Origin of the sequence: Bacillus ectoiniformans (genome assembly GCF_016908875.1) — a bacterium.
GTDB classification, from domain to species: domain Bacteria; phylum Bacillota; class Bacilli; order Bacillales; family Domibacillaceae; genus Bacillus_BX; species Bacillus_BX ectoiniformans.
In genome coordinates, this window is the sequence record NZ_JAFBES010000002.1 from 291,134 (window position 1) to 315,228 (window position 24,095).

The 24,095-nt window shown below is 41.2% G+C and carries 24 protein-coding genes and 1 riboswitch; of the genes, 5 read left to right on the plus strand and 19 right to left on the minus strand.

Features of this window, described 5'->3' with window-relative positions; translation table 11 throughout:
* Positions 1 to 131: 131 nt before the first annotated feature.
* From ypeB to JOC78_RS04695, 8 genes are all read right to left on the minus strand, one after another.
* Positions 132 to 1,481 (minus strand): germination protein YpeB, encoded by a 1,350-nt coding sequence (gene ypeB, locus JOC78_RS04660; RefSeq protein ID WP_204553318.1) that lies wholly within the window; start codon positions 1,479 to 1,481, stop codon positions 132 to 134.
* Positions 1,482 to 1,496: 15 nt separating this feature from the next.
* Positions 1,497 to 2,249 carry a spore cortex-lytic enzyme gene (gene sleB / locus JOC78_RS04665; RefSeq protein ID WP_239587004.1) on the minus strand — a complete coding sequence of 251 codons (753 nt, stop codon included), beginning with the start codon at positions 2,247 to 2,249 and terminating at the stop codon, positions 1,497 to 1,499.
* Positions 2,250 to 2,412: 163 nt separating this feature from the next.
* Positions 2,413 to 3,102, minus strand: a complete 690-nt coding sequence (gene prsW / locus JOC78_RS04670) for a glutamic-type intramembrane protease PrsW (RefSeq protein ID WP_204553319.1) — start codon at positions 3,100 to 3,102, stop codon at positions 2,413 to 2,415.
* Between the two features lie 126 nt (positions 3,103 to 3,228).
* The gene (locus JOC78_RS04675) at positions 3,229 to 4,185 is read right to left on the minus strand and encodes an asparaginase (RefSeq protein WP_204553320.1); all 957 of its coding nucleotides are present in this window, start codon (positions 4,183 to 4,185) and stop codon (positions 3,229 to 3,231) included.
* Positions 4,186 to 4,263: 78 nt separating this feature from the next.
* Positions 4,264 to 5,238, minus strand: coding sequence for a YpdA family putative bacillithiol disulfide reductase (locus JOC78_RS04680; protein WP_204553321.1), 975 nt, complete (start codon positions 5,236 to 5,238; stop codon positions 4,264 to 4,266).
* Between the two features lie 100 nt (positions 5,239 to 5,338).
* Positions 5,339 to 5,923: an adaptor protein MecA gene (locus JOC78_RS04685; RefSeq protein ID WP_204553322.1), complete on the minus strand. Its 585-nt coding sequence runs from the start codon at positions 5,921 to 5,923 to the stop codon at positions 5,339 to 5,341.
* Positions 5,924 to 6,010: 87 nt separating this feature from the next.
* Positions 6,011 to 6,907: a MerR family transcriptional regulator gene (locus JOC78_RS04690; protein WP_204553323.1), complete on the minus strand. Its 897-nt coding sequence runs from the start codon at positions 6,905 to 6,907 to the stop codon at positions 6,011 to 6,013.
* Positions 6,908 to 7,015: 108 nt separating this feature from the next.
* A complete protein-coding gene (locus JOC78_RS04695) occupies positions 7,016 to 7,765 on the minus strand; it encodes a metallophosphoesterase (RefSeq protein WP_204553324.1) in 750 nt (249 codons plus the stop codon).
* Between the two features lie 135 nt (positions 7,766 to 7,900).
* Between JOC78_RS04695 and JOC78_RS04700 the strand changes: the two genes are divergently transcribed.
* The 3 genes from JOC78_RS04700 to JOC78_RS04710 are packed head-to-tail and all read left to right on the plus strand — an operon-like array spanning position 7,901 to position 8,991.
* Positions 7,901 to 8,149, plus strand: coding sequence for a spore coat associated protein CotJA (locus JOC78_RS04700; protein ID WP_204553325.1), 249 nt, complete (start codon positions 7,901 to 7,903; stop codon positions 8,147 to 8,149).
* Positions 8,130 to 8,390, plus strand: a complete 261-nt coding sequence (locus tag JOC78_RS04705) for a spore coat protein CotJB (RefSeq protein ID WP_204553326.1) — start codon at positions 8,130 to 8,132, stop codon at positions 8,388 to 8,390. The genes JOC78_RS04700 and JOC78_RS04705 overlap by 20 nt, the downstream gene beginning before the upstream one ends.
* Before the next feature lie 31 nt (positions 8,391 to 8,421).
* Positions 8,422 to 8,991: a manganese catalase family protein gene (locus JOC78_RS04710; protein ID WP_204553327.1), complete on the plus strand. Its 570-nt coding sequence runs from the start codon at positions 8,422 to 8,424 to the stop codon at positions 8,989 to 8,991.
* Between the two features lie 56 nt (positions 8,992 to 9,047).
* Here the strand turns inward: JOC78_RS04710 and JOC78_RS04715 are convergent, their stop codons facing one another.
* The 4 genes from JOC78_RS04715 to JOC78_RS04730 are packed head-to-tail and all read right to left on the minus strand — an operon-like array spanning position 9,048 to position 12,854.
* Positions 9,048 to 9,716, minus strand: a complete 669-nt coding sequence (locus JOC78_RS04715) for a LysM peptidoglycan-binding domain-containing protein (RefSeq protein ID WP_204553328.1) — start codon at positions 9,714 to 9,716, stop codon at positions 9,048 to 9,050.
* Entirely contained in the window at positions 9,694 to 10,326 is a 633-nt protein-coding gene (locus tag JOC78_RS04720) for a CPBP family intramembrane glutamic endopeptidase (protein WP_204553329.1), read from the minus strand. The genes JOC78_RS04715 and JOC78_RS04720 overlap by 23 nt, the downstream gene beginning before the upstream one ends.
* A gap of 12 nt (positions 10,327 to 10,338) precedes the next feature.
* Positions 10,339 to 11,802: a RecQ family ATP-dependent DNA helicase gene (locus tag JOC78_RS04725; protein ID WP_204553330.1), complete on the minus strand. Its 1,464-nt coding sequence runs from the start codon at positions 11,800 to 11,802 to the stop codon at positions 10,339 to 10,341.
* A gap of 5 nt (positions 11,803 to 11,807) precedes the next feature.
* A complete protein-coding gene (locus JOC78_RS04730; protein ID WP_204553331.1) occupies positions 11,808 to 12,854 on the minus strand; it encodes a YpbB family protein in 1,047 nt (348 codons plus the stop codon).
* A gap of 269 nt (positions 12,855 to 13,123) precedes the next feature.
* On the opposite strand from JOC78_RS04730, the gene JOC78_RS04735 reads away from it, so the two are divergent.
* Both JOC78_RS04735 and JOC78_RS04740 read left to right on the plus strand, forming a co-directional pair.
* Positions 13,124 to 13,372: a ferredoxin gene (locus tag JOC78_RS04735; RefSeq protein WP_204553332.1), complete on the plus strand. Its 249-nt coding sequence runs from the start codon at positions 13,124 to 13,126 to the stop codon at positions 13,370 to 13,372.
* A gap of 164 nt (positions 13,373 to 13,536) precedes the next feature.
* Complete coding sequence (locus JOC78_RS04740) at positions 13,537 to 13,899, plus strand: nuclear transport factor 2 family protein (RefSeq protein WP_204553333.1); 363 nt, start codon at positions 13,537 to 13,539, stop codon at positions 13,897 to 13,899.
* A 124-nt stretch (positions 13,900 to 14,023) separates the two neighbouring features.
* Here JOC78_RS04740 and JOC78_RS04745 read toward each other — a convergent pair whose 3' ends face one another.
* From JOC78_RS04745 to resB, 7 genes are all read right to left on the minus strand, one after another.
* On the minus strand, positions 14,024 to 17,065 hold the full coding sequence (locus tag JOC78_RS04745; protein ID WP_204553334.1) for an efflux RND transporter permease subunit: 3,042 nt from the start codon (positions 17,063 to 17,065) through the stop codon (positions 14,024 to 14,026).
* A gap of 205 nt (positions 17,066 to 17,270) precedes the next feature.
* Complete coding sequence (locus JOC78_RS04750) at positions 17,271 to 17,852, minus strand: ECF transporter S component (RefSeq protein WP_275581994.1); 582 nt, start codon at positions 17,850 to 17,852, stop codon at positions 17,271 to 17,273.
* Positions 17,853 to 18,001: 149 nt separating this feature from the next.
* Positions 18,002 to 18,134, minus strand: a riboswitch (FMN riboswitch).
* A 269-nt stretch (positions 18,135 to 18,403) separates the two neighbouring features.
* On the minus strand, positions 18,404 to 18,565 hold the full coding sequence (locus JOC78_RS04755) for a hypothetical protein (RefSeq protein ID WP_204553335.1): 162 nt from the start codon (positions 18,563 to 18,565) through the stop codon (positions 18,404 to 18,406).
* Positions 18,566 to 18,634: 69 nt separating this feature from the next.
* Complete coding sequence (locus JOC78_RS04760; protein ID WP_204553336.1) at positions 18,635 to 20,407, minus strand: ATP-binding protein; 1,773 nt, start codon at positions 20,405 to 20,407, stop codon at positions 18,635 to 18,637.
* Positions 20,404 to 21,120: a response regulator transcription factor gene (locus tag JOC78_RS04765; RefSeq protein ID WP_204553337.1), complete on the minus strand. Its 717-nt coding sequence runs from the start codon at positions 21,118 to 21,120 to the stop codon at positions 20,404 to 20,406. The genes JOC78_RS04760 and JOC78_RS04765 overlap by 4 nt, the downstream gene beginning before the upstream one ends.
* Before the next feature lie 149 nt (positions 21,121 to 21,269).
* Entirely contained in the window at positions 21,270 to 22,460 is a 1,191-nt protein-coding gene (gene ccsB / locus JOC78_RS04770; protein ID WP_204553338.1) for a c-type cytochrome biogenesis protein CcsB, read from the minus strand.
* 21 nt (positions 22,461 to 22,481) lie between these two features.
* Positions 22,482 to 24,092, minus strand: coding sequence for a cytochrome c biogenesis protein ResB (gene resB / locus JOC78_RS04775; RefSeq protein WP_204553339.1), 1,611 nt, complete (start codon positions 24,090 to 24,092; stop codon positions 22,482 to 22,484).
* Between the last annotated feature and the right edge of the window lie 3 nt (positions 24,093 to 24,095).

Below are 24,095 nucleotides of genomic sequence, written 5' to 3' on the forward strand. Positions count from 1 at the left end.
ATACCCATAATCCTGTCTTAATTAGGATTTTATATGGAAAATTATAGACTTCGTTTGAGAAAATTGCAAATTCATCTTTTATTTACATCGGCGTGCTTGTCGTTATCTGTTTACACTGAACTATTGCATGTTTACAGTACGTCCTCATACACAGGTTCAGCCTGTTTCAACACTTCTACCTGTTCTTCTGTTCCGTCTTTCGCATTAATCAGTATGCGATACGTATCTTTTCCTAGAGTTCCCAAAAACTCATAGCAGAGCACTTCTTTGTTCAGCTCGTTCTTAATCACCGCAAGCCTTTTCTCTTGTACTTTCACATTTTTATTAATGTAGGCTTCCGCTTCAGTCTCTGATAACACCGGCTTGCCGAATGTTCTCTTTTGATCATGCTCTAAATAGTCTTTAGCGGCTGCTCCGATCACTTGGCCGTTATCAAGCGCTACTTTGATCTTCACTGCATCCGGATAAATTCTGACTCCATCTTGAACGGCCACAAAAGTAAAGACGCCAACAGAGTCATATTGTGCGCTGTCAAAGAGCTCTAAGCCTTCATATTTATTCTTCTTTAAAAAGGACTCAGCTTTTATAAAGGCGTCATTTAAACCAATCTTCGGCTTTTGCACTTCGCGATTCAGGATGTACCAAACAGGATATCCCCCTTTTTGGGTGATGTCCATGCTGACTTCATTTCCGGACTTCCCTTTCATGTTCACACTGTAAAACGGGAAATCGGAGCCCTTTCCGCTTTTGGTCACCTTGACTTCCTCAGGTTGTTTCATTTGCGAATACTCTTTCGCAATCTCAACCGCTTGTTCTTTGCTAACCTTGTCTCCCGGGAGTTTTTTCAGCCTGTTGTCTTTTAATGCGTCCGTTTGGCCCGGTACTGTGCTGGCATTCGTTTCGCTATAGCCTTCTGCTTGTTTTTCGACCGTTTTAAAGCCGTCAATAATTGTATTATCAGAGTTTTCCTTGCCCGTAGCTAAAGCCAGTTCTACATCCATCCAGCGCAGGTTATTTTTAATAACCAAGTGCTGCACCTTTCTCAGTTCTTCTTTAATCTGTGCCGATTGTTTATGCAAGTTTTTCAAATGATTATATTCTTGATCGGATAGCGGCTCTTTTTCAAGATCTCTTACCGCTGTACGATAACTGAAGTCACCCATTTCTCCAAGAAAGTCTTCCGTTTTATTAAATGGCAAAAGTGTTAATGGAAGCTGACCGACATCGCTATGCGCTTCCGAGGTGAGTCTCCAGACATCTGCAAGTGCCGGTGATAGAGATTTACGGGAATTCATAGCCAGAGTCGCTCCGATTTGATCATGAATCCGATCCACTTGAAACGTTAAGTCATGGAATGCCCGTTGATAGTTATTCTCTGCATTAATTAATATCGCATTTTTCTCACGATGTTCCTGATAGCCCCATACGCCTGTCCCAGCCGCTGCCAGCGATAGTATGATAATAGTGAAGATGCGAAGCATAGTGTACCCCCTTTTTTAATCACAAAAGATATGTTTTCCTATTTTCTTAATTTGCGGCCTTGTCCAGATCCACTTGCTGGTGGCTGTGACAGGGTTGAAGTAATATAATGCGGAATCAGACGGGTCCCAGCCATTGATCGCATCTAACACCGCACGCTTGGAAGTCTCGTTGGGTTCTAGCCAGATCTGGCCATCTGCTACTGCTGTAAATGCCCCTGGTTCAAAAATGACGCCTGAAACTGAATTAGGGAAGCTTTGGCTTTCAATCCGATTTAAAATAACTGCTGCCACCGCTACCTGGCCTTCATAAGGCTCGCCTCTCGCTTCTCCATGAACGGCATTCGCCATCAGCTGGATATCATTTTGCGAGAATCCTGGCGGGATGTTCTTAGCAGTCGCTTTCGCTGCAGCTGGACTTTTGGCCGTGCTTTTTTTAGCTTTCGTCTGCTGGCTTAAAGGCTTTCCGCCATAATGAGTAAACGAATTTCCTTTGGCAATTTGTTCTTTCACGTAACTCTCATAATATTTCGATGCATTGACCAGCTTCTTTTTTGTTGTCAATCCAACTAATCCGTCGATCGGCAAACCGAAATCAGATTGAAAATTCCTCACTGCCCAATAGGTTCCCCAGCCATATACTCCATCGATTTTCCCCTTGTAATAGGAGATATACTGAAGCCTTGCTTGAAGTTCGAGTACATCATCACCTGAAGCTCCTTTTTGAATGACTTGATTCGAAAAGGCATGAGCCGATCGCGGGTTTTCCATTCCTAGACCTGTCCCGATACTTAATGAAAATACTAAAGTCATGATGATACTTTTTATGAACGTCAACCGATTATCCATCATTTTTTTACCTCCACATGATGTAGTGATGCTACCGGTATTTTTTGCAGCTGTTTCATTTTTATGCAAAAAAAAAGAAGCTCTTCTAAAACGAAGAGCTCTTTCCGTTTATTGCCGCATGATAATGGCGTTCTGTTAGAATATGTGCCTGTTTAACTTTTTTTAAAGCAAGCCACCAAAGAAAAAGCATAAACGGCACCATATAGTAAACCCATGATGATTCTAAATAGAGAATATAATCGTAGAGCCCGTGAAGCATAAACGGCAGAAATAAAGAAAAGGCAAGCCAGCGTCTTTTTTGAACTTCAGGGCTAAATTTAGCTTTCCCTAAATAAAATCCCATAATGACGCCAAACAGCGCATGGCTCGATACAGGTAAAATCGCGCGGACAAAGGCATGTTCGACCCCGTAGGCAAATAGATACAAAATGTTTTCAATCGTGGCAAAGCCGAGCGAAACACTCGTTGCATAGACGATTCCATCATACGGCTCGTCAAAATCAACATGCTGATAAATTAAATAATATAATATAAACCATTTCACAAATTCTTCTAAAAGGCTGACAGCAAAAAAAGCGTCTGCCACATTCGAAAGAGCCAGTCCCTCTTCTTCTAGCACATATTGAATAAACATGGTCGGAAAGGTAAGGATGGCGCCATAAATAAATGCTTTTGCCACAGTGAATACCGGCTCTGTATCATATTTATCTCGAAGATAAAAGTAGCTTAACAAAGCAAAACCCGGGGCAATTCCTGCTGAAAATATCGCCAGCATATCATAGGGCCTCTTTTCATATTGTTTTATTCATCGTACCATTTATTAAAATAAATGAAAATAACGGATGCTGAATACACCAGGGGAAACACACTTTCTCACCCGGCACTAAATGCGCTGCCCGAATTAAAAATTCACCTCATCATCGCTCGCGAGTGCAACGGCAAGCTTCATACGGGCTTTTTTCGCATCATAATCACTTCCGAGTATGACTCCTTTATTACTAAGGTCATAGGCGCTTCCTTTATAATCATATGTCGGGTACACCGCGCCTTCTTCCGCGCTGGTTGTGACGACCAGCTTCATTCCCTGTTCTAAACACGCCTCTACCTCCGCCATCATATCCGGCGAGATCTGGCCGCGTCCTACGCCTTCTAAAATAACGCCTTTCATTCCGCTTTCTCGTGCAGCCTTAAGAAACTTACCGTCAGCACCCAAATAGCACATGATAATATCGACCGGCGGAATGGCCCGTTTTATTTCGTAAAACTCTCTTTTCACTGGCTTCTGATACATACGCACCTCATCATTATCAATGATCCCTAAGTATCCGAAACCAAATGCGTTAAACCCTTGAATATTAGAAGCATGTTCTTTCTTCACGTATTTAGCCGGGAAGATCCGTTCATTAAAGACGACGACAACTCCACTCCCCTGTACGTCTTCCGCACAGGCAGTATAGATTGCATGCCGTAAATTGATGAACACATCACTTCCAAGGTCCTCTGGCGAACGCTGAGAACCCGTCACTACCACCGGCCGTTGATCATTGATCGTTAAATCCAGAAAATAGGCTGTCTCCTCAAGCGTATCCGTACCATGTGTCACTACCACTCCTGAAACAGAGGGGTCTTTAAAGTAGTGATCGATTTTATTTTTTATAAGCACTAGATCTTCAAACGTAATATGTACACTCGCCTTTTGAAAAACGGAGTCTACTATGAGTTCCATGTTTTCTGGCAGGTTACACATTGACACCAATTCTTCTCCTGATAAAGCGCCTGACGCAAGCTTTCCTGAAGACTGATTGGTTTTACTGGCAATCGTTCCTCCTGTAGTAATCAGCACGACTTTCTTCATCATTGACACCCCTTTTCAAAGATTTTCATTTATGTAAAAGGAGCAGCACCCGCCTAGCTTGGAAACTGCTCCTTTTGACGATTATTTAAGATGCTCCTTTTCCATAATAGCATGGGCAATTTGCCCGCCGTGAAAACGTCCATTTTCTATAAATATTTCATTGGCGTTGTTCCCCGCACAAATGACGCCCGCGATAAAGATTCCTTCCACATTGGTTTCTTTTGTATCTTCATTAAAGTGTGGCCTGCCTGTTTCCTGATCAATTTCCACACCCATTTTTTTAAGGAAGCTATGATCGGGGTGATAGCCTGTCATTGCGAACACAAAATCATTTTTGATCGTAAAGTCTTCTCCGTTGACGGTGTATATCAACTCGTCCGAACGAATTTCGCGCACATCTGCTTCAAAGACCATTTGAATTTCACCATTGCGTACCAGACCATCAAACTCCGGCAGAATCCACGGCTTGACGCTTTTGGAATACTCGCTGTTTCGGTATAGAACCGTCACACGCGCACCTGCTTTATGCAGTTCGAGAGCCGCATCTACGGAAGAATTCTTTCCGCCGATCACTGCGACATCAGTATCGAAAAAAGGGTGTGCTTCTTTAAAATAATGAAACACTTTATCAAGCTGTTCGCCTGGTATGTCCATCATGTTCGGATGATCATAATAGCCTGTTGCAATAATGACATAGCTGGTCCGGTATTCTGCTTTAGATGTCACGACGATAAACGAACCATCAGCTTGTTTTTCCACCTTTTTCACCAATTCAAACCGATTCACCCGAACGTCCTTCAGCTTAACGACTTCTCGGTAGTAAGTTAATGCTTGATTGCGTTTAGGTTTGCGCTCTTCAATAATGAAAGGCACATCTCCAATCGAGAGCTTTTCACTTGAGCTAAAAAAGGTTTGGTGAGTGGGGTAATTGTATATGGAATTGACCACATTCCCTTTCTCGATTACCAAGGGGTTTTTCCCTGTTTTTTTTAATTCAATGGCCGCGGACAAACCGCATGGCCCTCCTCCAACGATGATACAATCTTCCATTTGCATATCATTCTCTCCTTAGTTTCCGAACAAAAAAATTTCCTATCATATTTAAATGATAGGAGAAAATAGCTTTAATATCAATCCATAGGTCTTCTGTAAGCGCTTAAGATGACGGATTCACAAAATACGTAAACATTTTCCTCATAGCGTCCGAGCGAATGACAGGTATAGCATACTCATTCAGCATATCGTTAGACAAACTGGAATAGGATCCATATTCCATTAACACCGGATCGAAATCGTCATACTGGCTTTCATAATCAAAGGTAAAGCAAGCATAATAAGCATCCTTGAAATAATACAGAGTGCTAGACAATTGCCTAACCCGCTGATCATCATGCACCAGGCCAATGACATGCTCAATGTCTTGAAACTTAAACGTATGTTCACATTCATAGGCTTCAATCTGTTCTGTCGGCCAATCCGAAAAATCGCTGTACAGATCGAGCTGCTCAATGGTCAAGATCAGCACCAATTCATGCTCAGCCATTGAGTGAATTTCAATCGCAATCATGCCTTCTGTATCAATATCAAGCTGTTCTTCTATCGCATCAAGCATATCATCAAATATTTCATGCCAAATAAAAGAGTCTTCTAGGATATGCTTTTTTAAACACCCTTTTTTGCGCAACTCCTCAAAGGTAACGGAAAGCATCACCTTATTATCTGATAATCGTTCAATCCTCATAGTATGCTGCCCCCTGCTTAAGGACCTTTTTACGACATACTATGTTAAGAATAAGAGAACGTGATTTTTTGGCGGAAAATCCGCACTTTATAGGCGTTTATTCAGCCATTCTTCCCAGTTTTTCTGACTTTGGCCTACGATATGCTGCTCGTACTTTCCAGTCAGCTCTATGTCTAAACTGTTTACAGCTGCCCCTCCCATCCCAATTTCAAGACCGGGATAGGCCTCTCTAAGCCTTTCAACCAATTCTAATGTATTAAATAAATTTTCTTTTAGCGTACATGAAAGAAATAAGAATTTAGGATCGACGGTATCAAGCACCACCTCGAGATCTCCCTGTTTGATGCTTGAGCCTAAATAAATCACTTCATACCCTCTTCTTCGTACAAAAAGAGTAAAAATCAACAGTCCCAGTTCATGCCATTCATTCGGACCACAGACAGCCACTACTTTAGGCAGCACGCCATTATGCGGAAAGGAGTGCATAATCATCCCGATTCGAGACCTTAAAATGGAGGTCGCAAAATGCTCATGAGCTGTTGTGATCTCACCCTTTTCCCACATATCTCCTACTCGAAGGAGCAAGACAGCCAAAATTTCTACTGTCACTTTATCAATTGTAAACAAAGAGAAGGCCTTATTAATTAAATCGTGCGCTTTCACTTCATTAAACTGCATCAATGCCTGCAGAAGCTCTTCTAAAAGAATTTGATGATTTTCTCCTTTATCTTCCGATGTCAGCTGATCTGTTTCAAGTTCATGTTTATCCAATAGAGAAACCGCTTGGCTGATCGTAAAGCCTTGATTCACTTTTGCAGAGAGCCATTTTAATTTTTTTACATCATCTTCTGTATACAGACGGTGACCTGAATCATTTCTGACAGGCTCCAAAATTTGATATCTTCTTTCCCACGCACGAAGGGTTCCCGGTTGGATACCAACTAAATTAGAAACAGCCTTAATATTGTATTTGCCTTCGTTCATCACACTTCTTCCTCTCTACTTCCCGTTCCATTTCTTTATATTATAAAATGCTTTTATCGCTCCGTAAAACTTGTATAGGCTAAAAACTCTCTTTATATACATTTCTAGCTACAACTCTTTGGAAATGGTGATTAAATGCGTTTCTGCTTTGGCTCCGAGCCGAAGCGGAACGCCGCTTGTGCCATATCCATTGCTGACAAGCATTCGCATACCGGCCCGCTCACTCCAGCCGCCGTTAGGATATAACCCCCAATGAAAGAGCCGAATCTGTCCCCCATGTGTGTGGCCGCTTAAAAAAAGGGAGACACTATCGCCTTCACTTAACCTATTGGCAAACACAGGATTGTGGCTAATTAGGATCTTGCAGCCCTCATTAGGCACATGAGAAAAAGTGCTCGGCTTATCGATTGTACCTACACTAGCATCGTCGACACCAAGCAGATATATTTGCTGAGTTCCATGATTCAGAACCGCCGAACCATTTTTTAGGATGGTTACATTGCAAGACTCAAGAAGGTCTTTTAAATCAGGACATTCATAATCATTGTTGCCCCAAACGAAGAATACAGGCGCTACCTTCTGCAATAATACAAGATTCTGTTTGATGCGATCGATAGGAACTCCCTTTTCTGTCAGGTCTCCGCCTATCACAATCACATCTGCCTTCCCTTGAACTTTATCTATAATAGAATGAGCGATTTGCCTCCTATGAATATCAGAAATAAAAAATAGATTAAATGGCTTCAGCTCTGTAAAGCTATGTAATTTGACTTCCTCGCTTTTCACCTCATTTCGGTGACCTTCTTTAAACATATATGACAAAATAGATATAAAAAAAATGACTGCAATATACACCATATGTTTTCCTTTCGACCGTAAAGATCTTGTAAATACAAAATATTAATCAGAATAACAGATATTTATTTAAAAATAAATAATATGTTTGAATCCGTTCTCATAGGATAGTTTGAAGAAGTTAAAAGGAGGCAGCGTATGGCTAAACCCCAGTGGTATAGAACTTACCGTCCATTCATCAGTCCGACTGATCCTTGTCCGCCTATCAAGATCAAAAGATATTCGACTCCGCCTAATCTTTTTCTTGGATTTCAGCCGCCAGGCATGGAACAATTCCCGCCGATGGCTGCACTAAAAAAGGGAACACTATGGAAATATTTCTATGATCCATACTTTTCCTTGAAAGAATTAAAAAGGAGTGAGTCAAATGAAAACCCTCACTCCTGAATTCTATCGTGAGCTTGAAGAAATTCAGGCTGTAGACTTTGTGATCGTGGATTTAACTTTATATCTTCATACACATCCAGATGACCTTGAAGCAGTGAAACAATATAATACATCGGTACAAAAAAGCAAAAAGCTTAAAAAAGAATTTGAAATGAAATACGGAGCAATGACAAGCTTCGGCTATAGTTATTCGCGTCATCCATTTGACTATAAAGAAGCCCCGTGGCCATGGCAAGTATGAGCCTATTAAATAAACTCGGAGGTAACCATTCATGTGGGTATATGAAAAGAAGCTGCAGTACCCTGTAAAAGTCAGTACGTGCAATCCTACGCTTGCCAAGTACTTAATTGAGCAATACGGCGGTGCAGATGGAGAGCTTGCCGCCGCTTTAAGATATATGAATCAGCGGTATACCATCCCTCCTTCTGTTGTTGGACTATTAACGGATATTGCTACGGAAGAATTAGGACATTTAGAAATGATTGCAACAATGATTTACAAATTAACGAAAGATGCGACGCCTGAGCAGATGAAAGCTGCCGGCCTTGGTGCACACTACGTTAATCACGGGGAAGCATTATTCTATCAAAATGCGGGCGGCGTGCCATTTACGGCCCAGTATATTCAAGCCAAAGGAGATCCCATTGCGGATTTATATGAAGATATTGCTGCAGAAGAAAAGGCACGGGCGACTTACCAATGGATTATAGATATGAGTGATGACCCAGATTTAAACGATAGTCTGCGCTTTTTAAGAGAGCGGGAAATCATTCACTCCCAGCGGTTTCGAGAAGCGGTTGAAGTGCTAAAAGATGAACGGGACCGTAAAAAGATTTTTTAATTCCCTTCGCAAAAAGCTCCGTCCTGAATGTGGACGGAGCTTTTTAGTGATTGAATTTATGGCAGCGGTATTTTTAATACTTGTCCTACCCGTATTTCATTTCCGTTTAGTTGGTTAGCCTGACGGATCTTTTCAATCCCTGCTTGAGATTGATAGTAATTCATCGCAATTCTAAACACAGTTTCTTCAGGCTTAACAGTGTGGTAAACCACCTTCCCGCTTGGTTCTGGCGCAGGTGCTGGCTTCGGCTCCGGTGCCGGCTCAGGAACTGGCTGAGGTTCTGGTTTCGGTTCTGGTTTTGGAACCGGTACAGGATCCGGTGCAGGAACGGGTTCTGGCTTAACTTCGGGCTGTATCGTTTCATCCTTCTGATCATCTGCATTGGAAGTGGACGCAGGAACAGCTTCTGCTGATGGATCTGATTCACTTTCTTCTTCGTCTTCTTCCGGCTGGTAAAACACTTCCGCCAGATCGTTCGGTGCGCTGACAGAAGTGGATGAAGCAGGATCATTATTCATATACGTATAGAGAATCAGTGTTAAAGGCGGCATGGCGATGAAAAACAGAAGCAGCGTTTTTAACACAGGGAATCTCTTTTTCTTTTTTTCTTCCCGTCTTTCCATTCTTGATGAAGGAGAAGGTTCTTGTACGTCATTGGATACAGATACTTTTTCTATTTCTTTACGATTTTTTTGGGCTAACTCACGATAAGGGTCCATGGTCATCATCAATCCCCTCTTGATTGAATAATGCTTTTTGTCTCGCTTTATGACGAATAACCAAGCCAAGTAAAAAATCGATGATAAAATGCACGACAATCGTGACAGTCACACTGCTGGTCCATTCGTATATAAGTCCAATCCAAAAGCTTAATAAAATTACATTTATGGCTAAAAACCATTGAGATAAATACCTAACATGGATAAGAGCAAAAATCAGACTCGCAGCGGCGAGCCCAAAGGCAGTCTGCAGTATCCCTCTAAAGAAAATCTCCTCCGAAACGGCTACAATGAAAGCCATGGCCGCAATCTTAGCAACTGACTGATTGGCAAACAGCCGTTCATTAATGCCGCCATCGTCGTAATATTTTGCCGGCAGCCACCTCATGAAGATCAGGTCAACCAATACTACCGCCAATCCCCCGCCCACCCCATAAAGGAGCAAGTGATAAGCGGAAGCGTGAAAGATAGCGAAGAATGACGAAAGATCCTTAAATAAAAATATACCGAAAAGGCATGAAATGGTTAATAGGGCAAATTGAGTAACATATAAGGATTTTTGCACCTCTGCATCCGACATTTGGCTTATCAATTCTGCTTGTTTAGATTTTTTCATAGACTTTCGGACTCACCCTTTGATAGAAAAAATGGAAGCCAGTATAGAATCCCAACTTTCATTTACCTCCTTCTCTTCTTCAATTAGCCGCTTTTGATACAAATTGAAATCAAGGCCGCAATGATCACAGCACTTTACAGGTCTAGCCGTCAGTGTTTCTGCGAAATAGGCAAGCGCAGCTTCTCGCCGGCAGCCCTCACAATGAATCCAGTTCAGCATTTGTTTTCGCTTCTCTTCTTTCTTTAACAGCTGCTGATCGCGTTTCTTTCTAATAAAATCCGCCGCATCCTGTAAACCCGCTTTATTCGCTTCTGTCAGATAATGCCGTATAAACCTAGCCTGGCTTTCATTCAGCTGGAGCAAAACATCGATTTCACCTGGAACCATGTCGTCAGCTAATTCTGTATATCGATTAATTTGCCCGTCAGAAGGAAACTCCTTTGTTGCAATCAAATAATGAAGATCTTCATCCCCTGCACTGTATAGCAGGATGGCAAGGCTGTCTTCTCCTCCTCTTCCCGCTCTGCCGATTTCCTGCAGATAGGATTCGAATTCTGACGGAAGGTGGAAGTGGATGACAAAATGAATATTATTCTTGTTGATTCCCATGCCAAATGCACTCGTTGCACAGATGATATCAAGTTCATCATTTTGAAACTGCTGCTGAATTAAGATTCGATCTTCCTGATTCATGCCTCCGTGATAAAAAGCGGTTCGGCTCATTCCTTTTGTTCTCAAATATTCCGCTCCTTCTTCAGCTCCTTTTTTGCTGGAGAAATAAACGATGCCCGGCTTTTTTAATTGCTGGCATAATTCAGCAAGCCTTTGCTTTTTTTCTGCCATATTCATGACATTCCATACAGCCATCGCTATATTTGGCCGATCCACTGAAAAGACTAATTCCCGTCCCTGTTCAATATTTAAGTATTTAAAAATATCTTTCCTGACGTTTGGCGCAGCTGTAGCTGTCAGCGCCAGCGTAAGAGGATTCCCGAGTTTCGCTCTTGCCTCGCCCAGCAAGCGGTAATCCGGCCGGAAATCGTGTCCCCATTGCGAAATACAATGCGCTTCATCCACCACAAACAAGGCAATGCGCATGGATTGTAAAATGGAAATGACTTGCTGATTCGCAAGCATTTCAGGCGATAGAAAGATAAAGCGGTACTGCGGCAGCGTTTTATACGCCTGCCGTTTTTCTTGAAAAGATAAAAATGAATTAAGAGCAATCACGCTTTTCTCACCGCGGATTTTCATTTGTTCGGCTTGATCCTGCATTAATGACAATAAGGGCGATACGATCAGCACACTCCCGCTTAATAAATAGGCAGGCAGCTGATAGCACAGTGATTTACCGGTTCCTGTAGGGAGCATGGATAATGTATGTTTGTTTAAAAGCAATGATTCGATCGTTTCTTCTTGGCCTGGCCGGAAAGAAGTGTATCCGAACTTTTCATAAAGAAGCTGTGTTGCGTTCACATTATTCACCTGCTATATTTAGCCAGCACGAGCCTGATTTGAAAATATGATAACTCTTTCAGCTCGTCTTTTATCGGCTTTAGTTTTTTCCCTGCATGCCTGGCGGCGGTTTCCCGAACCTGCTGAATCTCCGCTTCGCTGATAAACGGCAAGATAGAAAATTCGGGCACTTGTAAGGCCAGTTCCACGATGTGATCTTCTATGGTGCTTTGTTTCAAGTTTCTTTCGGCCGCCATGGCATCAATCGTATAGCCTCTTTCTATTAGCTCTGCCGTCTTTTTCGTAGAAGCAGTAAGCACAAGCGGCTCATAAATATCTTCCATTGCACGATATAATAACGGATAAGAAGAAGGGTTGGATGCAATCTCCTTGATCAGCGCATGAAACAAATTGAGAAAACGGAAGTGATATTCTGTCTCTTCTACATTTAACGTGCTTGCGGCCTGCTGTGTGGTTTTTCCGGTCCGCTTAAAACCAGATAGCCTAAGGACCAGTATTAGCGGGTCATCAGCTTCTTGTTTACTTAATAAGACTTTCAGCTCGTGATGCAAGCCGTTAATCAATTGCTGTTTCGGTAGTTGCTGCTGTCTGATATATGTTTTAAGCCAGTTCTGAATATGGTCATCTCTAGTTACCGGATAATATTTCTGTGTGGCGGCAGCCAGATGAGAGATCACTTGCACAAGAAAACTGAGACGCTTCCAAAATGATTGAGCGCAGTTTTGATATTTCCAGCCATGCAGATCAGAAAGAGACGGTTTATCTTTTAAATAATCATCTTTCGCTTTTCTGCCGTTTGAAGTGATGTGCGGTTTTTCTTCATCATTCATGACAATATATCCTTTTTGCACAAGCTGTTGAACGGCATGGGCAAACTCGTTTCTTTCAATCCATCCCACCGTCTGAAACCACTGATCTATTTTGTATAAATGGGCATCTTGAATGGTTTGCGAAGATTTTTTTCCTTTTAGTAAATGGAAAACGGAAGAAACCGTCCGATCACCATTCATACGCTCAATGATCGAAAGGATAACCGCCTGTAAAAAAGACATATGCATTCCCCTTTCATTCATTGAACAATTACCCTAAAACAGGGTATACTTCAACCTTAGAGGCCTATTGTTAGTTTACCATGAAAAATGTCAAATTTTCTCGTCCGACACATTATTTCAAAGAATGTAAGCCCTATCATAATCAGCTATCGTATTTTTTTATTGAAAAGTAAATTCATCACATATACAATGGGATGTAGAAGTTTTTCAATCATATTGATTGATCAAATCCATTTGGATTTCTATAGAGACGTGAGGAGGTTGCAAAAATGCCAAAGTATACTATTGTTGATAAAGACACTTGCATTGCCTGCGGCGCATGCGGAGCAGCTGCACCTGATATTTATGATTATGATGATGAAGGGATTGCCTTCGTTATTTTAGATGACAATGAAGGAACAGCTGAAGTACCTGAAGTATTAGAAGAAGATATGCAAGATGCATTCGAAGGCTGCCCAACAGATTCCATTAAGATTTCTGAAGAGCCATTTGAAGGCGACGCATTGAAATTCGAATAGTTTATGATCCCTCGTTTTCTAACGAGGGATTTTTTTATAGGCTCTTTTAAAGTGCAATGTTGATTTCTTATTGAACTAACGTGGAGGTTTATTAGAGAAGGTTAAATAACTAATTATAGTGAATTATTAACATAAATCTATTGCAGGAAAGGCGGCTAATATAGATGACTAAGAATGAACCAAACCTTAAATCCCATTTGCAAGCACTAGAGGAAAGTCATTTAAAGCCTGAAATTCGTACCTCAAGTGAGAAATTAGATATGTTATTGGCAGATGATTTTTTTGAATATGGAAGTTCAGGTATTGTTGTATACAAGAAAGATTGTGTAGGCGAAGGTGGAGTAGGAATAAGAGACTTGTCTCTTTACGACTTTGAAATTCATCCCTTGTCATCCGACGCAGTTTTAACAACTTACCGAGTTAGAGATGAAACGAGAAAAAAAGATACTTTAAGAAGTTCAATATGGAAACATATTGACGGTAGATGGAAGATATTTTTTCATCAAGGAACCGTTGCTAAATCTTAATCATAGTTCTAACTTTTTTAAGTAACGGGGGCTTTTGTTCAAAATGAACAAAAATCAACATTCTTGTTTAACAAAGCCTTTTAATAAAACAGGCGAACCCAAATCGGATTCGCCTGTTTTTTTGTTAATGTTCCCTAACAGCCTTCTTCTCTTTTTTCACTGTACGGTAGAAAAAGATTTCGTAAAGCACAGGAAGCAAAATTAATGTCAATAGTGTTGAAGAAGTTAGTCCTCCAATTACTGTGATCGCCAGCCCCTTAGAAATTAAATTCCCTGAGGAAGTTGTAAGGGCCAATGGGATCAGTGCGGTGATAGTTGCAAATGCTGTCATCAATATTGGACGAAGCCTTGTTTTACCAGCTTCGATTAACGCATCCCGAATGGTCATTCCTTTTAATTCACGATTTTGCCCGATTCGGTCAACCAATACAATCGCATTCGTTGTCACAATTCCTATTAGCATTAACAACCCGATCATGACGCTGACTGACAGCGGCTCTTGAGCCAAGAACAGTCCGAACAAGGAACCGATCGGCACAAAGATTAAAGAAGATAAGACGATTAATGGAATTCTTGCTTTACCGAATGTAATCAGCATGGTGATATACACGAGCCCAATGGCAATGAGCATCGCCAAGCCGAGAGCCTGGAATGTTTCGACTGTTTCATCACTGCCGCCGCCTCCTTCAAAACTCACGCCTTTAGGAAGGTCGATGTCTTCTTTCACTCCATTAATCACTTCTTCTGAAACAGTTCGAATATCGTCCCCTTTAATTTGAGCAGAAATACGGGCAAATATTTTACCGTCAAGCTTTTGTATAGAAGTAAAGGCATCCGTTTCTTCTATGGTCGCTACTTCAGTAATCGGCAGCGGCCCTCTAGCTGTAAATAGCTGAATGTCTTTAATATCTTCAATGGATGTTGCATTTTCCGTATAAGAAAGCTGAACTTTTCTTTCTTTTCCACTCAGTTCAAGATCTCCTACAGAGACCGGTTCTGTCTGGTCTGCAACCGCACCAAGAATCTGAAATCCAGATACCCCAGCGGCTGCCGCTTTTTCTGATTGAATATCTACGACAAGCTGCTTTTGCTTTTCACTGAAATTGTTTGAGATATACTTTAAATCTTCTTTCTCTTGCATATAATTCTCTACCATGACAGCCGCCTTCTGCAAGGCATCTAGGTCATTGGAGTATAGATCAATATTTACATTGTTATTAGAAGGAGGGCCGCCTGTCTGCTGCTCTTGAACTCCGAGAACGGCATTGGGGTCTGCCGCAAGCACGATATCCTCCATCTTTTTCTCAAGCTCTTTAATATAATCAGCTACTTCTACATCTTCTTTTAACGAGATAAAGTAATTGGCTTGATTCGCTCTTTTTAAACCTGACTGAAAATCGCGTGTACCGATTCCTGTCGTGACATCTTTAATTTCATCTGCGCCGGCAAAATAATCTTCAAGCTTAAGCGAGATTTCATTCGTTCTCTCAAGCGGTGTAGAGGCAGGAAGGCGATAAGTCGCGACTAGCAATTTTTGCTCTTCATTAGGAATAAAAGTAAACCCTAGTTTCGAAGCAAATCCGAATGAACCCAGTAATGTAGCAAATGACAGCACAATAATAGCAATCTTGTGATTAAGTGACCATTTTATTGCGCTTGCGTACCATTTCTGAAGCTTCCCTTCCTTTTCTTCCTGAGGGATTTTTTTGAATGAGAATTTCGCTAGGATCGGCACAATCGTTATAGCCACAATCAACGATGTTAATAGCGAAATGACAATGGTTACAGCAAATGGAAGAAAGAATTCTCCGGTGATCCCGCCAACAAACCCTAGGGGCAGGAACACAACGACGGTCGTGATCGTAGAAGAAGTAATCGCCTTTAAGATTTCCTTCGTTGATTGAATTATTAATTGATCACTCATGCCTTCCTCGGACTTGCGGACCCGCCGGAAGATATTTTCAATAACAACAATACTGTCGTCCACCACACGGCCGACCGCTACAGCCATTCCGCCAAGCGTCATTATGTTCAGTGAGATATCTAATTGCTGCAGGAAGATCGACGTTACCAATAATGACAATGGAATAGAAATAATCGCAATGATCGTTGCTCTGACGTTACGCAAAAAGATTAAAACGGCAATGGAAGCAAATAGCGCACCCAAAAGACCTTCTTTTACAAGAGTCTCTACGGATTTCTCAATGCCTTCTGCAGAATCGAACCCAATCGCGTAGTCCACTTGATCTTCATATTTCTTCAGTACTTCGATGACTCCGTCTGCCACTTCCACTGTGTTGGCATCTTGTTTCTTGGTAACGGCCATTGAAAGAGCATCTTTTTGGTTATAGCGGGTAATTTCCGCTTTTTCTGTTACTTCTTTGACCGTAGCTATTTCCTTTAATGGCACTGGCTTTCCATTTGGAATAAAGGAAGGAGGTGTCAAAACTAGATTTTCGAGTTTATCTACAGTATCCAGCTTTTCTTGCACTCGGACTGGCACTTGAATATTTTCACCTTCAAGTGTTCCTGCTGGGAAGGAAAGTACTTTATTATTAATTTGGTCTTTTATTTCTGACAATGTGAAACCATAAGGAGCTGCTTTTTTCGGATCGATCGTCACCTGAAGCAATTCGTCAGTCTGGCCTCCAACAGACACACTGTTAATCCCTTTAATCTTATTTAATTCAGGAATCATTTCTTCATTCAGCACTTTTTGCAGGTCTGAACCTTCTTTAGCAAAGAGTGAGATATTAAAGATCGGGAAACTGCCGAATGAAAAACGGTTAATTTCAGTCTTTACTTCTGATGGAAGATCCGTTTCTTTAATTAAATTGTTCACTTGCTGTTCCGCTTCATCGATATCTGTATTAAACGGAAACTCCATACTGATAATGGACAGCGTTTCAAAGGTTGAACTTTGAACTTTCTTTACACCTTCAACCGCTTTAAATTGGTCTTCTAGCTTAGATGTTACTTGTTCATTTAAATCTTGCGGTGAAGCACCTGGATAAATGACCTCAATGCTTAATTGCGGAAATTCAATGTTTGGCAGAAGATCCACTTTTAATTTTGAAAAGGAGTACAAACCGCCTAAAATAAATAAAAACGAGATAATAAAAACGGCAAATGCATTCTTCAAACTAAATTTCGTTAAGAAATTCATAGTCACCCTCATTTCGACAGTAGTGTAGTGTTACAAAACTATCATAAACTGTTTACAAACAAATTGCACTTTTAAACTGCATTTTTATATCCATTTCAATGGGCAAAATGTGTACCGTTTATCATATGATGACAAGGGCTCGCTATGCTATGTTTGAAGTGTACTCTAGGCAAAATAAAAAAGCAGCTCGCGGCTGCTTTTCTCATTAGGCTTTTTGGGCGGCTATTTGCTTAGACATCCATGTTTGGATTTTTGTATAAATTAAGATAAACACAACAGCCAATATTGCTCCTTTGACTACATTGAATGGCAATATACCGCTTACCACTAATTGTTTTGCTTCCGGCGCACTCATGGCAGGCGCATTTAAAAACATTGTATAGGCCGGTAGGATGACATAGTAGTTTAATACACTCATTAATAAGGACATCACAATTGTCCCTGCCATTAAACCAGCTGTCATTCCTTTTTTAGATTCAAACTTTTTATAAACAAAGTAGACAGGCAGAATGAAAGTAACTCCTGCTACAAAATTAGCTAAATGTCCTACAGGAACTCCTGTCGGGCTTCCTGTCATAAAGAAGTCTAATACGTTTTTAATAAATTCTACCAATATTCCAGCCATTGGACCAAAGACAATAGCAGCGATCAGCGCAGGGATCTCACTAAAGTCGATCATTAAAAAGCTTGGGAATGGCGGGATTGGAAAATTAAGCAGCATCAGTAAATAAGACAGTGTGCTTAATAACCCCACAGTAGCTAACGTGCGAATATTCATTTTCTTCATAATCTCTCTCCTTCTCCTCATTCATCCTAGATCAGAAGAAAAACCGTCCTTACTTGAGTAAACAAAAAACCCCTAAAGCTGCGAGCTCAGGGGAGATTAGGCATGCTCAAATAAACGTTAAAAACTGCGCTTTTAAAACGTTGGCCGGCCTTCATCTTCTCCCATCCAGACTGTACTGTCGGCTTTGGAATCACACCAAATCTGCCTTTCGGCTCACGGGCTCAGAAGCTTAATTACTTCAATACCGCCGGTCGGGAATTGCACCCTGCCCCGAAGATGAATTAAATTTATTTAATTACAACTTTATTATACATAAGAACTAGGTAATTGTGAAGAGTTATCAATTAAAAAAATAATTATTTATTGCATTATTTAATATTTTCAGAAGATATCAATAATATGATGTTCTGTTTATATATTGCTAACTATTTTCGGAGTGAGAGAAAGTATGAGTTACTTCCAATGATAAAAGACTTGGACAAGACTTGAATGTCCTTACTGAAACCACTTTTATATTTATCCTCTGCTTTTCAAGCTTACCTTTAACAGCGTCAAAATAAAAAAGAGGTTCCGACATTGATCGGAACCTCTTTCGGCTGAAAAGATTCATTTTTTTTCGCATTGGAGTGCGCTGCACCTCCACCGATAAATAGTAAACTTATGCAGACAGCCATCAACAAAGCAATCATAAATCTTTTCAAATAATCAAGCAAATCAACCAGCCTCCAGCATACGGTATTTACCACCCTATAAGGTGTACGCCAAAGACGGAAATAATATGCTTATTTTTTTGGAAGAATGAAAGAAAACGTCGTGCCCTGCCCCAGCTTACTTTGCACTTTAATGCTTCCTTTGTGCGCTTCCACAATATTTTTGGCAATAGACAAGCCAAGTCCTGTGCCAGACCGGCCTCTCGTTCTCGCTTTATCTGCTTTATAAAACCGTTCGAATACAAACGGCAAATCATCTTCACTGATCCCTGCGCCTGAATCTTCAATGCAAATATGATGTCCGTCAGGCTGCTCTTCATGAATGACTTTCACAAACCCGTGCTCAGGTGTATGACGAAGGGCATTATCAATCAAGTTCGTTAAAACTTGCTCAATCCGGTCCGGATCTATCTTTAAGATGGAATCTTCATCAGGGAAACTCCAGGTTAATTCAATTTGTTTTTCTTTAGCGATCCCCTGGAATTTATTTGTCACTCGCTTCAAAAATGGGTGCAGTTCCATGTCTTCCATGCTTAATGTGATATGTCCTGCTTCCATTCGGGCTAAATCCAGGAGATCGTTGACCAATCGTCCCATTCTTAATGATTCATCATGAATGATCTTCGCAATATCCCTTTTCTCTTCTTCGGTAGCCGCGATATCATCCACAATCGCTTCACTGTACCCTTGAAGCATGGAAATAGGTGTACGAAGCTCATGTGACACATTGGCAATAAAGTCTTTGCGAAGCTTATCGAGACGGCGCTCCTCTGTCATATCCCGCACCACAGCTACGGCTCCGCGAACAGACTTAGCATTGTACAGCGGACTGACAATTACTACATACGAACGGCCTTGAAGAGATAGCTCTCCAACTTGTTCCTTTTCAGTTTCTACCGCTTGCGTTAAAAGGCCATTGACCAGAGTCGGAACGGCTTCCTCATGATGTTCACTTTCTTTTTGAAAATGCCAGTTTTGCAGAAAACGCTCCGCAGGGGGATTCGTAATTAATATCGTCCCATCCCGGTTAAACGTGATGACCCCGTCAGCCATACTGCTCAAAATACTTGCGAGCTGTTCTTTCTCTTGATTAAGTGCATGAATATTATAATTCAGCTGCTTTGCCATCTGATTAAATGAAGTCGCTAGTGCGCCAATTTCGTCTGTCGTTAAAATCGGCACTTTCGTATCGAACTTTCCTTTAGTCAGCTCAGTGGCTGCTTCTCTCATTTTGCGAAGTGGCGCGGTAATCCTTGTCGATAAGAAGAAAGCAAAGATTGTGGTCAGCACAATCGCAATGCCTGCTGCGAGCAGGATCAGCTTCGTTGTCTGCTGGGTCGTTTCCTTAATGACCTCAAGCGATTGATAAATAATGACAGCCCCGTCTTCACCTGGCTTCATTTCAAGAGGAACAGCAATCACAATCGAATTCTCATAGCGGTTCGATTGGTTCCCGCCTTGGACAGGCAGTTCCGTTTTTATTTCCTTCTTTTCTGTAAAGACCTTTGAAAGCGCAGGATCATTTCCGATTCGTTTTTGTTCCACTTTCGAATCATCCGGGTCATGAGGAGAGAAGTAAAAACGGTTTTGATCCTCGGCAATAATGACATGAACAGGGTTGTCCACTAGCTCCCAAGCCACTTCCATACCCGTTTCTTTATCTTCATGCTCTGAAATGATCTTCGCAATTTTTACAGCTGTTTCTGACAATTCTTTTTCAACTTGAGTGGCGTGATAATTCTCAAAAAACTCAAGCTGTAAAATCGTCAGTAAAAAAAGGACAAACGATACGAGTAAAAGAATCGTCATCCATAGCTTTCCGACAACACTTCTCCAAAGTCTCATTCATTCACTACCTCAAATTTATATCCTACTCCCCAAACCGTCACGATCATTTTTGCTGCTTTTTCAGATACTTTATTTAATTTTTCACGAAGTCTCTTTACATGTGTGTCCACCGTACGTAAATCACCAAAGAATTCATAATGCCAAACTTCTTTCAATAAATGCTCGCGGTCAAACACTTTATCAGGCGCTTTAGCTAGGAAATACAAAAGTTCATATTCTTTTGGTGTCAGATTAACCTCTTCTCCATCTGCCAATACTCGGTGTGCATCATTGTCAATCGTCAAATGAGGGTAAACGATCAGGTCTTTGGATTTCGTATCGGTTTGCAAATACGTCGTTGGTGATGATCTTCTTAATAGCGCTTTCACTCGCAGTACGACTTCACGCGGGCTAAATGGTTTTACGATATAATCGTCGGTTCCTACTTCAAAGCCTTGCACACGGTTGGCTTCTTCTCCTTTTGCCGTCAGCATAATCACAGGTGTCGCTTTCTTCTCACGCAGTTCCCGGCAAACTTCTATGCCATCCTTACCCGGCATCATCAAATCAAGAAGAATACAATCATATTCCTCATTAACGGCCATCTCTAAAGCTTGTTCACCATCTTCTGCTTCATCAATGACATAATTTTCCCTCTCTAAATACATGCGCAATAGACGCCGGATTCTTTCTTCATCGTCAACAATTAAAATTTTCAAATCGTTATCCAAGTACACTACCTCCTAAGTATTCAACATGATTGTCTAAATTAAGATAATAATAAAGTCCTTTTTTAATTATTAACTATAATCCACTGTTTTTCAATTTATACCCTATAAGAATAGAAAAAAGCCTTCGCCAAAACGAAGACTTTCTTCTGTTAAGCATAAGAATGCAAGCCGGCAATGACCAGGTTTACTGCAATAAAGTTAAACATAATAATCGCAAAACCAATCACCGCTAGCCATGCAGACTTTTCGCCGTGCCAGCCTTTTGATAAGCGAAGATGCAAGAAAGCCGCATAAAATAGCCACGTAATAAGCGCCCATACTTCTTTAGGATCCCATCCCCAAAATCTTGTCCAGGCAATTTGCGCCCAGATCATCGCAAAAATTAAGGCGCCCAGAGTGAAGATTGGAAAACCAATTAATACGGAACGATAGCCGATTTCGTCTACGAGATCGTCATTCAAGTTCTTAACGGCCGGCTGCAGCAAAGCGGCAATTCGTTTGCGTGCAATCAATCGAATCAGTGCATACAGCAAAAACCCTGCACCGATGGACCAAATCACCGTATTTAATTTCTTGGCATTGATCAGCGCCGGAACACTAGCAAGCGGCTCGAAACGGTCATCCGTTTTCAAAACCCCTTCGTGCGGACCGATAAGTGCCGGAACATTAAATTCTTCAACCGCTGGATTTCCTTCTTTATTCACATAATCGAATGAAGCCTTATAATTCATAGCAGAAAATGTAGAAGTGACAATCACGAAACCAATCGTTGCCACTAAGCTAAACATGATGACTTCTAGCCAAAACGTTTGTTTACTAGATTTCGTCTGGTCAATATTCTTCACTAAATAGATCAGTCCTGCAATAAAGCTGATCGCAAGAACACCTTGTCCAGCTGCTGTTGTCGTCACATGGATATGCAGCCAGTCACTTTGCAGAGCAGGAATCAGAGGACTGACTTCTGTCGGAAACATACTTGCATAGGCAATGATTAAAAGCGCCACAGGAAGGGCGAATAACCCAAGAGCAGGCACTTGATAAATAAAGTAGATAATGATAAATCCGGCAACGAGCATCATGCCGAAAAAGGTAGCAAATTCAAACAGATTGCTGACCGGTGCATGGCCTGCTGCCATCCATCGGGTAATAAAATAACCGAGCTGTGCCAAAAAACCTAATACAGTCACTGTGATGCCCAGCTTGCCCCAGCTATTTGATTTCTTCGTATCTGCTTTCTTATCTTTCTGCCGAATCGCTCCGCCAAACAAGAATGTAGCAAGCAAATATAATATAAATGCCGCATATAATAGATTGCTGCTCAGTTGTACTAAATCAGACATTGTTAGTTCCCTCCTTGATTGTTAACTTTGCTGGTCTTTAGGCTCCGGAATCGATGTACCTTCTACGACCGTTGTAATTTCACGTTTCAGCCCGTGCCAGTTTTTATTGGTATGAGCTGCGACATGGATCTCATCATTGATTTTTCGGAACCAAATCCTGCGATGATTCCAATAAGACCCTTGAATGACACCGATCATAAATATAATGCCGCCAATACCAAGAATCCAAAGCGTTAAATCTTTGCGAACAGTCAAGGCAGAAATATTTTGTGTTTCTAAACTCTTAAACTCCATTTTATAATCCGTATCTCCAAGCGGTTCAATGGTTTGGCGAATAGCGACAAAGCTCACTTCGCCTTCCGGGTGCTCAGGGGAGACCATATTGAATAAGAACGCAGGGTTATTTGGCACAGGAGATTTCGTTTGCGGCTCTCCGCTGTCAGAGAAACCGCTAAAATCAGGATAATAGCCTAATAGCTTAATTTGGTATCCCTCTCCTACATCATATGTATCTTCCTGTTCAAACAAATCGATGGTCACTTGTCCAACTTCTTTTCCCGTTTTCTTTTCTGTCAGCCCGAATTGCATCGCTTTCATTTCATCTTGTCTGAAGCTAGTTTGATAGATCGCATAGTTATCAAACTTCAGCGGTTCATTTACACGGATTTCTTCATCTTTGACTTTTTTCAGTTCCGGGTCTTGACCAATGACTTTTTGGTTCTTATCCTCATAAAGAACAGCGTTTGTCTGATAGTTTTTGGCAACAGTGCCATTACGTTCAAGCGCTTCATCAAAGACTTCCGAATCTTCTTTACTATAATTTTCAATAATGAACTTCTCATTTTTCAGGTAATACTGTCCTTCTGTTCCAGGAATTTGTCTGGTTTCACCTTCACGAATCCATAGCAGTTCATCCACATACATACCATTCACTGAACGAAGCATCGCGCCAATTAAGAAAATAATTAATCCAATATGGTTAATATAAGGACCCCAGCGTGAAAAACGGCCTTTTTCAGCCAGGATACTCCCGTCCTCTTCTCTGACTCGGTATCTTTTGGCTTGAAGATTCTTCTTCAATGTCTCCATGTCAGCTTCAGTTACAGCCATTTCCTGTTTAGTAAATAAGCGCTGCTTTTTTAAAAACGTTTCGTGCCTTGCCACTCGCTGGGTTTTTAAGGCCCTATACAGCGGAATCACACGGTCTAAACTGCATATGACAAGCGATACGCCAATCGCAGCGATTAATGCAATAAACCATACGGAATTATATAGATCATGGAACCCGAGCATATAATAATATTTACCGAACGTGCCATATACATCTTCATAATACTGTTCCGGAGGTATATTGTTTGGAATAAAGAATTTTTGCGGCAAAATCGTCCCGATGGATGCTGAGACAAGCGTCAGCACAATCAGCCATATGCCGACTTTTACTGAAGAAAAAAAGTTCCATATTTTATCAATGATGGATTTGTTGTATGTTTGTGAACGTCTGGCGCTGCCTTCATAGCGCATGTCATGCAGCGATTCTTGTTTCGCTCCTTCTGTCAGTGCCCGTCCGCAGGATTCACACAAGACTGTTCCATGCGGATTGACATGGCCGCATTCACATTTTACTTTCCCCATATT

What these genes read in the sequence shown, in the direction of transcription:
- JOC78_RS04745 (WP_204553334.1), bottom strand. Translation starts at nt 17,065, where the DNA reads ATGAATTTCTTAACGAAATTTAGTTTGAAGAATGCATTTGCCGTTTTT.
- JOC78_RS04730 (WP_204553331.1), bottom strand. Translation starts at nt 12,854, where the DNA reads ATGTCTTTTTTACAGGCGGTTATCCTTTCGATCATTGAGCGTATGAAT.
- JOC78_RS04710 (WP_204553327.1), top strand. Translation starts at nt 8,422, where the DNA reads ATGTGGGTATATGAAAAGAAGCTGCAGTACCCTGTAAAAGTCAGTACG.
- JOC78_RS04675 (WP_204553320.1), bottom strand. Translation starts at nt 4,185, where the DNA reads ATGATGAAGAAAGTCGTGCTGATTACTACAGGAGGAACGATTGCCAGT.
- JOC78_RS04760 (WP_204553336.1), bottom strand. Translation starts at nt 20,407, where the DNA reads ATGAGACTTTGGAGAAGTGTTGTCGGAAAGCTATGGATGACGATTCTT.
- JOC78_RS04680 (WP_204553321.1), bottom strand. Translation starts at nt 5,238, where the DNA reads ATGCAAATGGAAGATTGTATCATCGTTGGAGGAGGGCCATGCGGTTTG.
- JOC78_RS04740 (WP_204553333.1), top strand. Translation starts at nt 13,537, where the DNA reads ATGACTAAGAATGAACCAAACCTTAAATCCCATTTGCAAGCACTAGAG.
- JOC78_RS04750 (WP_275581994.1), bottom strand. Translation starts at nt 17,852, where the DNA reads ATGAAGAAAATGAATATTCGCACGTTAGCTACTGTGGGGTTATTAAGC.
- ccsB (WP_204553338.1), bottom strand. Translation starts at nt 22,460, where the DNA reads ATGTCTGATTTAGTACAACTGAGCAGCAATCTATTATATGCGGCATTT.
- JOC78_RS04695 (WP_204553324.1), bottom strand. Translation starts at nt 7,765, where the DNA reads ATGGTGTATATTGCAGTCATTTTTTTTATATCTATTTTGTCATATATG.
- JOC78_RS04715 (WP_204553328.1), bottom strand. Translation starts at nt 9,716, where the DNA reads ATGACCATGGACCCTTATCGTGAGTTAGCCCAAAAAAATCGTAAAGAA.
- resB (WP_204553339.1), bottom strand. Translation starts at nt 24,092, where the DNA reads ATGGGGAAAGTAAAATGTGAATGCGGCCATGTCAATCCGCATGGAACA.
- JOC78_RS04735 (WP_204553332.1), top strand. Translation starts at nt 13,124, where the DNA reads ATGCCAAAGTATACTATTGTTGATAAAGACACTTGCATTGCCTGCGGC.
- JOC78_RS04720 (WP_204553329.1), bottom strand. Translation starts at nt 10,326, where the DNA reads ATGAAAAAATCTAAACAAGCAGAATTGATAAGCCAAATGTCGGATGCA.
- JOC78_RS04685 (WP_204553322.1), bottom strand. Translation starts at nt 5,923, where the DNA reads ATGAGGATTGAACGATTATCAGATAATAAGGTGATGCTTTCCGTTACC.
- prsW (WP_204553319.1), bottom strand. Translation starts at nt 3,102, where the DNA reads ATGCTGGCGATATTTTCAGCAGGAATTGCCCCGGGTTTTGCTTTGTTA.
- JOC78_RS04705 (WP_204553326.1), top strand. Translation starts at nt 8,130, where the DNA reads ATGAAAACCCTCACTCCTGAATTCTATCGTGAGCTTGAAGAAATTCAG.
- JOC78_RS04690 (WP_204553323.1), bottom strand. Translation starts at nt 6,907, where the DNA reads ATGAACGAAGGCAAATACAATATTAAGGCTGTTTCTAATTTAGTTGGT.
- ypeB (WP_204553318.1), bottom strand. Translation starts at nt 1,481, where the DNA reads ATGCTTCGCATCTTCACTATTATCATACTATCGCTGGCAGCGGCTGGG.
- sleB (WP_239587004.1), bottom strand. Translation starts at nt 2,249, where the DNA reads ATGGAAAACCCGCGATCGGCTCATGCCTTTTCGAATCAAGTCATTCAA.
- JOC78_RS04700 (WP_204553325.1), top strand. Translation starts at nt 7,901, where the DNA reads ATGGCTAAACCCCAGTGGTATAGAACTTACCGTCCATTCATCAGTCCG.